A 12,521-nucleotide genomic window follows, 5' to 3' on the forward strand; every position below is an offset into this window, starting at 1 on the left:
TGACCCCTGATAATTTCTCTTGCTCGGCACGTAGTAAATTCGACGTAATTTTAAACAGAGTTTTGGGCTTATTAGTTTGACTAATTTCGCGTAAACTCTCTGGCCAGTGAGTTGGCCCGTCAGCTACATGCATAATGTAATGATTTAAAGGCCGCATAGTATAAACAAATGCTTGCTAAAGCCCAATGACAAATATGCACAATTCAGCCATATCCCGCGGAAATCTCTACATTGGTTTGCCAATGTGGCAACACAGCCACTGGCCTAATACGTGGTTCGCGAATTATCCGAAGTCAGATAACGCCCTTTCGATTTATGCCCAAGAATGTAATACGGTGGAAGGAAATACCACGTTTTACTCGCTACCTCACCAAGACGCGGTGATACGCTGGGCTAACTCGGTGAACGATGACTTTCGCTTTACCTTTAAATTTCACCAAAATATAACGCATGTGCATCAACTGCAGCACTGTGAGGAAGAAGTTGCCCAACAGCTTTCACTGCTAACCCCTCTTAGAGACAAATTAGGCGTGATGATGCTGCAATTGCCCGCATCGTTTGGCCCAGATAAACTGGGCGTATTGGAACAGTTTCTCGCAGCCCTGCCCAGTGAACTGAATGTAGCGGTCGAGGTACGCCATTTAGCGTTTTTTGCCAAGGGTGATGAAGAAAAAGCGCTAAATCAGGTTTTAATTCGCCATAACGCTAACCGCATAATTATGGATACTCGGGCGCTTTTCACAGGCCCCTGTAATAATGCGCTGCTTGAAGAGGTAAGAGACAAGAAGCCTAGGGTGCCAGTTAATGTGATTGCCACCGGCAGTACGCCTGTAGTTCGGTTCGTTGGAAACGATGTAGACGATGATAACCTTCGCTGCTTAACGCCGTGGGTAAAGAAAGTCCATCAGTGGCTAAATGACGGGAAAGACGTGTATTTCTTTTGCCATCGCCCCGATAACAAAGACGCCCCTTGGCTTGCCCAGCAATTTATTGATTTATATAACTATCAAGCATCGTCACGTGCTTTTAATAACCTCTCGATAAAACACCAGCCTGAGCAAAACCCTTTATTCTAAATGCATAGTATTATTCTAATTAAACTGTAAACTAGTGGGTCTAGCTTTTCATATTTAGATTACCGCGATAGACTTTCAATGAACCATGAGTATGAAAAGGCGCGTCTTGCCGCGCTTGAATCGTTAGATATTTTAGACACGTCCCCCAGCGAACAGCTCGATGCATTAACGAAACAAGTACAAACAGAATTTAAATGTAAAACCTTTCTAGTTAGCCTTGTGGCAGAAGACCGCCAATGGTTTAAATCTCGACAGTGTATGGATGCAACAGAAACGCCACGTAATATCTCTTTTTGTACTTACGCGATTGCTGAAGAAGAGTATTTGATAGTCCCTGATGCCAAGGCCGACAAAATATTTGCGAATAACCCCTTAGTTACGGGTGAGCCCTACATTAGAGCGTATGCCGGATTTATATTGCGTAACAAGGATGGCTATGAATTAGGTACGCTTTGTTTACTTTATGACGAGCCTAAAGCGTTTTCTAGTGACAACATAGACACATTAAAACAGTACGCACGTATTACTGAAAACATTATCTTTTCAGAGCATTTGCAATAGTTTAGTGTTAGTCAACGCAATAAAAACATTACGTTTTGTGGTATTTGATTAGCCATAGATAACACGCTTATATTGGCTTGTTGCATTATTGAAAACCGCGTTTCTTCGGACGTAACGTTGGCATAGTCCGACTGTGTAACTTGCGCGTTCGCTCGTTCAACGTTTACGCTTGTATTAGAACGGCCTAATTTAGACCTAATATTTGATTACTAAGGCGCGTTGAAATTTGTAAGCCAGCGGCATCATCACTAGCGTTATTGATGCGAAGCCCTGAAGTAAGTTGCTCGAAAGAACGACTAAGCCCTTTATTGACGCCAAATAAGGTATTAGTGGCCTGCTGCGCTGCCACGTTGGTATGCAAAAACATAGTTGATCACCATATACATAACACCTTATATAAAGATAGTCGATTACGGCTGGCGATCAGCGTGGCAGGTCAAAAAACATACTAAAGAACAATTAAGAAAAACTAACGGCGGTATTTAAGCTATCTGGCGCGCCGTTAGTTTTTAAAGAATTAAAAGTTAACTACCTGAAATCGGCCGCATTTAACTCATGTTTTTTCATAAGCTTATGCATATCTGTGCGGTTTCTACCAGCCAGTTCAGCGGCCCGCGTTACGTTACCGTCAGTCATTTTTAATAACTTATGTAGGTACTGCTGCTCGAAGGCATCTCTCGCTTCGGTTAGTGTTGGCCAGCTTTGCTTGGTAGCAGACAGTGCCTGCTCAACAAGATGAAGCGGGATCACCGGCGTTTGCGTTAATGCTACACACTGCTCTACAACATTGACTAATTGACGTACGTTACCCGGCCAAGATGAAGTTACCAGCTGCTGCATAGCGTCATCAGAAAACTGACTAACGTTAACACCGTGGCGCTGCGCACTTTGCTGTAATAAAGAACGCGCCAACAGCGGAATGTCTTCGCTACGAGATTTTAGAGACGGAAGTTTTAAATTCACCACGTTTAAGCGGTAATACAAGTCTTCTCTAAACGTGCTTTCTTCCATTTCCTTGTGCAGGTCTTTGTGGGTGGCTGAAATGATACGCACATCGATGTCGACATGTTTACTACTGCCCACTGGGCGTATTTGACGTTCTTGGAGCGCTCTTAACAACTTCACTTGAAGCGTCATGGGCATATCGCCAATTTCGTCTAAAAATAAAGTGCCGCCGTCGGCTTCCCTAAATAACCCTGGATGAGCGGCAACGGCTCCAGTGAACGCGCCTTTTGCGTGACCGAATAATTCTGATTCAAGAAGGTTTTCTGGCAATGCGCCACAGTTAATGGCAACAAATGGTTTATCGCTTCTATTGCTAGCCTTGTGAATAGCATTGGCTAACAGCTCTTTTCCCGTGCCGCTAGCTCCGCTTATGAGCACTGACACTTCCCGTTTAGCTATACGAAAAGCTTGGTCTAACACATTGAGCATTTCTGGAGAACGAGTAATGATATCTTTCGCCCAGTCTCCCGGCTGCGCAGCTTGAGACTGGCTTAACGCTTTTTGAAGTAAAGTGCGTAGTTCGTCGTGATCCACAGGCTTAGGTAAGAAACCAAAAACGCCGCGCTGCGTTGCCGCCACTGCATCGGCAATGGTGCCGTGAGCTGTCATTAGAATAACGGGGATATCTTTCCTAATTCCCATTATTTCTTCAAACAGGCTTAACCCATCAAGACCCGGCATACGCAGGTCGCTTAACACGACATCAAAGCTGTCATTTTGCAGTTTGCGTAGGGCAGACTGGCCATCTTCGACTGCCGTGACGTCATAACCTTCGCCTTCTAAGCGAATGGTTAATAAGCGCAATAAGCTTTTATCATCATCAACCAACAATAAGTTAGGGTTACTACTCGCCTTTTCGCTCACTGTTGTGTACTCCTGTTTTTATCCATCAGTGTTGCTTCAATTTGCAACAATTCTTCTAATTTTTTGCGCAAGTTTATTGCTTCTTTGTTTAGCGCTTCTAGCTGCTCGCCACGAGATGTATTTTCTTGCTCTAATACTACCATTGCTGATTCGAGCTGCATGACTTGGTTATTCTGTGCCCCCGCAACAACATTAATTAACTCTTGCGCAGCCGGCGTAAACCCACCCGCAATGTTATTCACCGCTAGTTGAGCCCTTAGCCTGTCTTGATACGGCGTGTCGTTCGGTAGCGTCAGAATATAAGCGTGCAAAGTGTCATATACCGAATCACTGAGTGACTTCAACGTATGCTTGCGCTTAAGCCAAGGTTGGTTCGCTGCGTCTATCCATTTGTTTAACCAATAGGTTGCATCGCAATTGTGTTCAAAGGTTTGTGGCGGTTCATCAAACAAACAAAAACCGCGCTCTACTTTTGCTACCGGCGAGACCTTTTCGGCCTCGTTGGTGTTGTCGTTATTTCTGGTTAAACTCTGACATCCTGTCAGTACCAGTAAGGCGACAATTAAACCACTTATTCTCATTTTTACTTTTCCTGCTGCGGAATGGTCACTCTAAAGCAAACATCGGCATAGTCTACATCTACCACGCGTACATCACCATGCATTAGTCGAGCGCAATCGGCAACAATAGATAAACCTAACCCAGTCCCAATAACATTATCGTTTCTCGGTTCCGTTCCTCGAATGAAAGGTTCAAATAAGGTGTGTACTGACTCTGGAGCAATGCGTTTACCGCGATTAGCCACGTCTAGTACAAGATTATCATTATCGTTATAAAGATGTATGTTTATAGGTCTACCCACTGCACCATGTGCAACAGCATTAGACACCAAGTTATCAAGAACTCTTCTAAATAATTCCTCGTCTATTTTAACCTCGGGTGAGGTAATATTCACATCAACCTCTCTATCTTGAATAGCCAATGCATAGTCTTCTAAACATGCCGAAACTAGCTTGTTGGCATCGCTTAATACCATCTTAGGCTGCGCTTGCTGTAACAGAAGGTTATAGTCGAGTAGCTTTTCAACAAGCGTGTTCAAGCGTTGAGTACTTGCTGTAAGTAGCGAGAGAACCTCTCGCTGCCCTTTGTTCAGCTCGCCTACTACGTTTTCAGAAAGTAAGCTGCACCCTTCTTTTATGCTTGCTAAAGGGGTTTTTAGTTCGTGGGCGGCGTGCCGTAACAGTGCTGTTCTTATGTGCTCAAGCTGCTGAAGTCTGTCATAAAGCCAATGTAAGTCTTTTTCGACATCAATCAACTCTCTGGGTGCCTGACGCGACAACGGCGGTAACTGGCCATCACTTCGCGCCATTATCCTTATAATTTTTTTGAGATTATTAACGGGGTTAACTATAAGTTGACTACCTAACAGTATAAGAAGCAACGATACGCTGACCAGCATGGCGGTAGACCACGCTTGCTTCGCTTGCATTGCGTTTAGGTCGTCTTGTTGAAGCTTAACCCGTTCGTTAATTGTCGCTTCAACATCGTCACGTAGTAGTTCGACGCTGTCGCCAACTGACGCTAAATAGGCATTCAACAGCAGTTGATCTTCAATAGTTCGGTATTCAGCTAATTGGGATAGCTGCTCAGAAAGTCGAGAGCAGGTCGTGGGTATCGACAACGCCTGACAAAGATTATCTGCGGCTACGGCAAATTGCTCTATTGCATTGTCGGAAAGAGATGCTACTTGTTCGTTTCTCAAAACGGCAAATTGGCGAACGCTTCTTTCAACGTCAACAACGGCATTATCAAGGCGCTGCATATCGCTAACAACATCTACCACAAAACGGGTTTCTAGTGTTGTCATTTTGCCCACTTTAGCCAAGTCGCTTTGACTTTGCCAAAGTAAGGCAATAAGGGGAATGAGGGCAAGTAAAAAACTACCTAGCGTTAACTGCCTCAGCGAACCCAGCTGTACTAAGCGCTCGCTCAACGAAACCTTGTTTATCAGAACCTTACCCTCATTAGTTTGTCATGTTTTATCTACTCACTTGCTGTGAGCTTTTTATTACCCGGCGTTAACTCACTTTTCACCAATTCGGCTTCAGAAAGCTTGCCATCTTCGTTATCGTCTATTAACCCAAAATTACGCAACAGCCCAGTATGGCGCACTGACTCTTTCAGAGAAATAAGACCGTCTTTGTTTGTGTCTAACTGCTGCAATAACGTGCGCGCGGGGTTTGCGTGCGCATCCGCTACGGATATGGCTTGTACTGCAGCTACAGCACAAAGTGCTATGAAAACTTTTTCGAGACGTTTCATCATGAATCCTCCGCAAAATGCTTATAAAATCCTTCTCTTTCGCTCTTAACTAGCTTCAAATCATTAACAATAAGAAGAGAGAAAAAGGCTGCTAGATACTATCACTAGTCTTCAATTAACCACTATCATAATTGCATTGAATTTTATTATGCCATTTTCAGACCAACAGTTAAAATAGTTTATAAATCAATGACTTTTGTAAAATTAGATATTCACAATGAAAGGAACAAAGAAATTGTGTTGCAATAAAGAAACACTACTGTGAAACCATAACAATAGCTGTTAAAGGTTCACAGTAGGCGGTGCTCGGCCATCGCGGAGGCATCGTAACGGCAGGGAGAACGCACGAGCGCAGAAAGAGGGATAGGCTTGCTAAACAGGAAGCCTTGAACATTGTCACACCCGTGTTCTCTGAGGTAATCCCACTGTTCATGGTTTTCTATACCTTCAGCACAAACAGAAAGAGAAAGGCGCTTTGCAAGATCGATAATTGCACCGGTAACCAGTCGGCTGCGCTCGGAAGTTTGAAGTTCCGTAACGAATTGCCGGTCTACTTTCAATGTATCGATATTAATTTGAGTGAGGTAACTTAACGACGAATACCCTGTACCAAAGTCATCTAGGGCGATAGCACACCCCATATTCGATATTCGTCTGAAAAACTTATTGGATAAAGCAAAATTTTCAAGATAAGCGCTTTCGGTAACCTCAAACTCAACGTTTTCTGGATTTATGTCATATAAATTGAAAGTATTGTAGATATAGTCAAAAAGTTGATTACTCCTCAGGTCGTGCCCCGATAAGTTAATCGACGCTCTGAATGGTGTTAAAGCCCATTGCTTTAAATCTGGCATATCAATACAAACTTGCTTGATGATCCAGCGGGTTATGGCCGTTATTTTGCCCCCTTGCTCTGCAATGGGTATAAACTCATTGGGCATAACCAGCCCAAACTCGGGGTGTTCCCAACGGATTAATGCTTCAACGCCAACTACCTCACCTTCATTACTCACTTTAACTTGGTAGTAAACAACAAACTCATCGTTTAAGAGTCCTTGTTCAATGCCGTTTGCCAAATGAAGCTTACGCTTATGAGACTCGACCATATCTGGCGTAAACAACGTGTAACTGCCTCTTCCCCTGGCCTTCGACCGGTACATGGCCAAATCTGCATTGCTCATAAGCTCACTTAGGTCATAGCCTGCATCTGACGCTGTAGCTATACCCACGCTCAGACCTACGGTCAATGACAGCCCACGAAGCTCAAAAGGCTCATCAAAAGCGGTGATTAATCGGGTAGCCAGACGTTGCGCTTGTTCGGTGGAAGCATCTCTATCAGGAAGCACTAAAAACTCATCGCCCCCTAAACGAGCAAACAGGTCGCCATCACGCAATAAACACTGCACCCTATCTGCCACTTCGATAAGAATAAGGTCGCCAGTTTCATGGCCTAACGAGTCATTAATACCCTTAAAGCCATCTAAATCAAAAAATAGAAGCAATAAGTCTTCGTCATTTCTTTTCGCTCTTGCTAACTCTAAACGCAAGTTATCAAGTACGAACTGTCGGTTAGGCAATCCGGTTAAGCTATCAAAATTAGCCAGCCTCGACATGGTCTCTTGCTGGTCCACCAAGGTTTGCTTTTGTTCAAAGTTAACCAGCAGCTCCACTTCAATAGCATCCAGCAAGCTATTGATGTTACGGGCAAGCTGACCGACTTCGTTAGAAGACTCTATCGAGTTTCTAAGCGCGTAATCTTTTGATTCATAAACCTCTTGGGTAAATTTCCCCAACGATGCTAAAGGTGAGAGAAGACGGTAGAAAATAAAGAAACATGTTCCCGTACACAATAGCCAGAATGCTAAAATAAATGGCACTTGCTTAATAAGTTGGCGAGTTGAGTTTGAAGCCTTAACTTCATTGGTATCAACGTAAATAACCAGGTGCCCCATTGGGTAAAGGCTACTGCCAATGATTTGATGTGCGGTGATCACGTCTTCATACTGTGCAATACCAAAAGGTACATTCTCTGGAGAGGTAGGTACTGCCTCATCGTCAAATTTTAATGATTGCTTGGGTTGTACTGTCGAGATAACCCTATAATCATTATCGTAAAGGGTTGCACTAAGAAGATATGGGTGTTCTTTAACCGGTTGGAATACAGAAGAAAGTAACGCATTATTACCTGGATTTTTTTGCATTAAAATCGAAAGCTGTAACGCAAGTGAGTTACTTAGCGCGGCCGTATTATCCGCGACAACAGTCATCACTGACTCACTGTGTTCTAACTTATTTACAATAGCTATTGATGTGGCCAAAATAGCCATAGAAACGGATATGACTAACCCGACAGAAATTTTTAAGGTTTTAAACACGTTTGTGCCTTACTGAACTACTTCGCCTTTGCCAAGCTGGCGATATGCAATAGGTAAAAAGAACCATTACGCAGTATCGATTTCGTTATTATTATGCGCTCAATAGTACGGCACGAGATAAGAAAATAAAACGGATTTTTAAATACCTATGGCGCGCTTGTTAAAACCCAAGTGTTACTGAGTGTTTTCAACAACGTCCAGCTTCGTTTTAATGTACTGACTGTGAGGGACGTATAATAAATCAGCAATTTGCCTGATTGTGCTTTCTTCAAGCGGGGCGAGGGATTCATCAGCATAAGCGATTGACCATAAGCTTTTTACAACACGCACTCTTTCATCAGCATTGCAATGCTTGTTCAGCACTTGCGTAAAATGTACAAGGTCTATGGCATCATCTGCGGTTTCTTGGCCTCTTTTAAGAAGCAGCGCCATCGCATCATCATCAACGTTAACGTGTTTTCTTAGCTGCTTCTCGTATTCTTCCCGTTCAGTCTCAGTAACTTGATTATCAGCACTAACGATTTCACTGAGCAAAGCTGCAGTCGCTAATTCCACAGTATAGGCAGGTTCGTTCTGTTTATGAGAGTCTTCAAAAAGTTTAAGGAATGATTTCAGCATAAATCCTCAGAGTTTGGGTGGCCTTTGTGCGCGTTGGTGTACGCAGATACGAGTATTTCTATTATGTTTACTAAGAAAAAGAGAAATTCGATTAATTGCTTAATAGGTTGGATAGTTTAGGCACTTTTAGCCTGTGCAATAGATTGCATGGCGATGACCTAACTTTGCGTGTCGATAAGACAAACGACTTTACTGCCTCCTTTTTCAAACCATATTCGTTCACACAATGCATGTATCAGCGGCAAGCCACGCCCGTAACTTTCTTCCTGAGTATTGCAAGCAGTAGAGAACTTGCGCCCCCCGCCCCACTCAAACCCATCACCGCTATCCTCTACTGAGATAAGGACTTTGCCGTCTGATGGTACAGATTCAACCCGAATATTTATTCGCCCTTGATTTAGTACCTGCAAAGAGGCCTCGCGATTTTCGTAGTATTGTTGAAAACCAGAGCTATCAGCTTTGAGTTTAGAGTCTAGTTTTAAGATACCGTGTTCAAGGGCATTATTAAAAAGCTCAGACAATACGGTATAAATTATTGAACGAATACTTTGTATGCCCTCACACTGACCTGCCAATTGCAACACTCGCTGTAAAATATCTGGTTGCTTTAAATGCTTCGCATCTAGGGCAATGTCGTGAACGGACGGTAGCCCGTCATCGAATTTCTGTGAACCAGGAATATTGATAGGTTTGGCAGTAAATACGACTAAGGTGACATCGTCGTGGAATGACGCTGCACCACAATGTGCTTTCGCTCTAAGAAAAAGGGAGTCGGCTTCAATTTTTTCATGGGTCTGCATTTGATCTTTAATGATATCAATCAACCCTTCTTCAAGCAGCATCTCACCTTTATCATTGGCAATTTCAATCAAACCATCACTACAGATTATGAGTTGTTCGTTAGGCCCTAAACGAATGGCGTCGCAATCGGTATTGAGTTCGTGTTCGTCAACTATACCTAACGCCATGTGTCTTGATGTTATGGTTCTCAAGGACATATCTGTTTTTGCGGGAATAATGACAGCTGGCATACCGCCTTGCCAAAGGTTCACGCGATTGCCTTCAGCGTTGATCTCGCCTACTACCGCTGCCATAAACATGTCACTTGGAAGAAACGTAATGAGGATGCGATTTAACTCACAGATTATTTCAGCAATGGATACCCCTTGGTGACTGAGTTCCTGAAAAGCCTGTGTCACCGGTAACGCGCCTATAGCCGAGGCAAGGCCGTGACCTGTGAAATCTCCAACTACAAAGTACACCCCTCCACTTGGGCTAGCTTCACATAGAAACAAATCGCCATTGAACGTTTCAGCTGGTTTTAAAAAGCAGTCAAAATGCGACAACACCTCTGGCCGATTTACGATGGCATGGCTAAAAATGTGCTCAACGATAGCGTGCTCTCGGGCAACCCGCTGGTTAAACAACCTAAGCCTCTGGTTTTGCTGCTCTACGTGCTCACTTAACGCCCGTATTTTTAAGTGCGCTTTAATCTTGGCAGTTAGAATGTGACGGTCGAAGGGTTTAGTCGCAAAGTCATTTCCGCCAACTTCAAGACAGCGAACTAAACTTTCGTTATCTTCTAAAGCGGTAATAAAAAGAATAGGTAAGTAAGGACCTTTTGCAAGTTGGCGGATTTGCACGGCAACGTCAAAGCCTGAAAGACCCGGCATAACCACATCAAGCAAAACTAAATCAGGCTGCTCTTCGATAAAATGCTGTATCGCCTCTTCACCATTTACCGCTTCAATACAGTGTTTATAACCAGCGCTGTAAAGCATATTGGTCAATAATGTACGATTGATGGCTTCGTCATCAACAATAAGGATTTTCACAGCCGTCACTTCGCCGTTACTTAATGTCAAATTTCTTATCGAAACGAGATATTTTTAAAATTTTCGCAACCTGAGGACGGGCGTTTTCGATGCTGTATGACAATTCCTTGTTAGCTAAAGATTTTTGCATATTAAGCAGCATGCCCAATGCAGAACTGTCCATATATTCGGTTTGCGATAGATCAACGGCGATGTGCGAAACATCATCGTCAATTTTATCGTAGGCGTTTCTGAAGTCTTCTACTTTACTGAAATCAAATTTTGTTCCCACATCAATAATCAAGGTTTGTCCCTGATTTTGATAGCTCGACCTTATTTCCATATGCGTTCCCTAACGTTGTGCGCAGAAATGCTTCATCAGATGCTTTTATCTTTGCTATTCTTATCTTAGTTGAACTTTTCTACATCGCCATCAGTGAAATCTAAAACTTTCGTATAATTATGTTTTAGATAAGGTCATTAAGATGGAAAGACAAAACGTATTGAGGTATTTATGCAAGATTGGCAAGACGCTCTTTTGGTCTACAGTACAGAGAGTGGCAAAATAAAGCCTGAGCAAAAAGCAGATGAGCGCTCGGTTTCTTCGGATGGCATTGTTCGCATTCACAGAGAAACCAAAGGTCGAAAGGGTAAAGGCGTGTCTCTAATTAAAGGTTTAGACCTACCTTCTGACGATCTAAAGAAACTAGGCTCAGAACTTAAAAAGAAATGTGGGTGCGGCGGTGCAGTTAAAGACGGTGTTATCGAGGTACAAACCGATGACAGAGAAAAACTTAGAGCACTGCTTACCGACAAAGGTTACAAAGTTAAGCTTGCTGGTGGTTAACTAAACGCACCAGCGCACAAGCTCCCTTTTTCATAAACATATAGCAAAAAGAGTCTGAAATGGAAAAGCTGTCAATTTCTGATTTACATATTATTTTGGTTGAACCATCTGATACGCAACGCAAAATCATTACTACGTTGCTATTAAAAGAAAACGTTAAGGAAATTGACCCTGTCAGTACCCTTTCAGAGGCCCGTTCTGCTGTAAAAGCGCACGGCGCCGACCTTATCGTGAGCGCCATGTACTACGAGGATGGAACCGCTTTAGAACTGCTAAAATTCATAAAAGAAGATGAAGCGTTTAAAAGTATTCCTTTCATGCTTGTGTCCAGTGAAAATAGACTCAGCAAATTAGAAGAGTTTAAACAGGCAGGAGTGGCGGCCATTCTACCTAAACCCTTCGAACCTCTCCATCTGTCTCGCGCGCTTAATGCAAGCTTAGATTTAATTAATCACGACGAACTTGAGCTGGATTTATTCGACGTTCACGACGTCCGCGTATTGCTAGTTGATGACAGTAAGTTGGCAAGAAATCATATACGTCGAGTTCTTGAAGGCATGGGGCTACAGCGTATTCGAGAAGCTGAAAATGGTGCCGCTGCACTTACGCTCATTAAAGACGAGCCTTTTGACTTAGTAGTTACCGATTACAACATGCCCGAAATGGACGGCCGCGAGCTGTCTGAGTTTATACGCTTTAACCCCGAAACCACCCATATCCCTATTATTATGGTGACCTCAGAGGCAGCTGATAGTGCGCATATGGCAAATATCCAGCAGACCGGTGTTAATGCACTATGTGACAAGCCATTTGAGCCAAATGAAGTAAGACAAATGCTATCTGCCCTACTCGGGAATTAATGACTTCCTCATACACCCCTTAAACGTTCGCCGTAGAAGATTAATCTCATAAAATCTACGGCGAGCTTATTTTTATCACTTTTTCAAGTGCACCATAACAAAAACAATAACACTTATTGTAAAAATGGGTTGACACCAACAGGTGTTCAACATACATTCAAAGGCATGAAACAGAATAT

14 protein-coding genes are annotated in these 12,521 nt (G+C 43.1%); 4 read left to right on the plus strand and 10 right to left on the minus strand.

The features are described from left to right. The first annotated feature begins 242 nt into the window (after nucleotides 1-242). Nucleotides 243-1,076 carry a DUF72 domain-containing protein gene (locus ACTRWF_RS04680; RefSeq protein WP_462835177.1) on the plus strand — a complete coding sequence of 278 codons (834 nt, stop codon included), beginning with the start codon at nucleotides 243-245 and terminating at the stop codon, nucleotides 1,074-1,076. A gap of 78 nt (nucleotides 1,077-1,154) precedes the next feature. Beyond that, nucleotides 1,155-1,637, plus strand: a complete 483-nt coding sequence (locus ACTRWF_RS04685) for a GAF domain-containing protein (protein ID WP_462835178.1) — start codon at nucleotides 1,155-1,157, stop codon at nucleotides 1,635-1,637. Between the two features lie 11 nt (nucleotides 1,638-1,648). Here ACTRWF_RS04685 and ACTRWF_RS04690 read toward each other — a convergent pair whose 3' ends face one another. The 10 genes from ACTRWF_RS04690 to ACTRWF_RS04735 all read right to left on the minus strand — a co-directional run bounded on the left by ACTRWF_RS04690 (nucleotide 1,649) and on the right by ACTRWF_RS04735 (nucleotide 10,978). Then, on the minus strand, nucleotides 1,649-1,837 hold the full coding sequence (locus ACTRWF_RS04690; RefSeq protein WP_462835237.1) for a flagellin: 189 nt from the start codon (nucleotides 1,835-1,837) through the stop codon (nucleotides 1,649-1,651). Next, on the minus strand, nucleotides 1,822-2,004 hold the full coding sequence (locus ACTRWF_RS04695) for a flagellin N-terminal helical domain-containing protein (protein ID WP_015066681.1): 183 nt from the start codon (nucleotides 2,002-2,004) through the stop codon (nucleotides 1,822-1,824). The genes ACTRWF_RS04690 and ACTRWF_RS04695 overlap by 16 nt, the downstream gene beginning before the upstream one ends. 161 nt (nucleotides 2,005-2,165) lie before the next feature. Further along, nucleotides 2,166-3,506, minus strand: coding sequence for a sigma 54-interacting transcriptional regulator (locus tag ACTRWF_RS04700; RefSeq protein WP_462835179.1), 1,341 nt, complete (start codon nucleotides 3,504-3,506; stop codon nucleotides 2,166-2,168). Further along, nucleotides 3,503-4,087: a hypothetical protein gene (locus tag ACTRWF_RS04705; RefSeq protein WP_287149350.1), complete on the minus strand. Its 585-nt coding sequence runs from the start codon at nucleotides 4,085-4,087 to the stop codon at nucleotides 3,503-3,505. Before ACTRWF_RS04705 ends, ACTRWF_RS04700 begins: the two co-directional genes overlap by 4 nt. Nucleotides 4,088-4,089: 2 nt before the next feature. After that, nucleotides 4,090-5,499 carry a sensor histidine kinase gene (locus ACTRWF_RS04710; protein ID WP_015066678.1) on the minus strand — a complete coding sequence of 470 codons (1,410 nt, stop codon included), beginning with the start codon at nucleotides 5,497-5,499 and terminating at the stop codon, nucleotides 4,090-4,092. A 50-nt stretch (nucleotides 5,500-5,549) separates the two neighbouring features. Beyond that, nucleotides 5,550-5,831: an EF-hand domain-containing protein gene (locus ACTRWF_RS04715; RefSeq protein WP_023559576.1), complete on the minus strand. Its 282-nt coding sequence runs from the start codon at nucleotides 5,829-5,831 to the stop codon at nucleotides 5,550-5,552. Nucleotides 5,832-6,118: 287 nt separating this feature from the next. Next, nucleotides 6,119-8,203, minus strand: coding sequence for a putative bifunctional diguanylate cyclase/phosphodiesterase (locus ACTRWF_RS04720; protein WP_024015991.1), 2,085 nt, complete (start codon nucleotides 8,201-8,203; stop codon nucleotides 6,119-6,121). Nucleotides 8,204-8,377: 174 nt separating this feature from the next. Further along, nucleotides 8,378-8,821 carry a tellurite resistance TerB family protein gene (locus ACTRWF_RS04725; protein WP_024015990.1) on the minus strand — a complete coding sequence of 148 codons (444 nt, stop codon included), beginning with the start codon at nucleotides 8,819-8,821 and terminating at the stop codon, nucleotides 8,378-8,380. Nucleotides 8,822-8,979: 158 nt separating this feature from the next. Continuing rightward, on the minus strand, nucleotides 8,980-10,656 hold the full coding sequence (locus tag ACTRWF_RS04730; RefSeq protein ID WP_462835180.1) for a SpoIIE family protein phosphatase: 1,677 nt from the start codon (nucleotides 10,654-10,656) through the stop codon (nucleotides 8,980-8,982). Nucleotides 10,657-10,672: 16 nt separating this feature from the next. After that, on the minus strand, nucleotides 10,673-10,978 hold the full coding sequence (locus ACTRWF_RS04735; protein WP_015066673.1) for an STAS domain-containing protein: 306 nt from the start codon (nucleotides 10,976-10,978) through the stop codon (nucleotides 10,673-10,675). 171 nt (nucleotides 10,979-11,149) lie between these two features. Here ACTRWF_RS04735 and yciH point away from each other — a divergent pair, with 171 nt between their 5' ends. Further along, complete coding sequence (yciH, locus tag ACTRWF_RS04740) at nucleotides 11,150-11,482, plus strand: stress response translation initiation inhibitor YciH (protein ID WP_015066672.1); 333 nt, start codon at nucleotides 11,150-11,152, stop codon at nucleotides 11,480-11,482. A gap of 59 nt (nucleotides 11,483-11,541) precedes the next feature. Further along, a complete protein-coding gene (locus ACTRWF_RS04745; RefSeq protein ID WP_020743180.1) occupies nucleotides 11,542-12,342 on the plus strand; it encodes a response regulator in 801 nt (266 codons plus the stop codon). Nucleotides 12,343-12,521: the final 179 nt, after the last annotated feature.

The organism is Alteromonas sp. G5_S2_22_S1 (assembly GCF_054968525.1).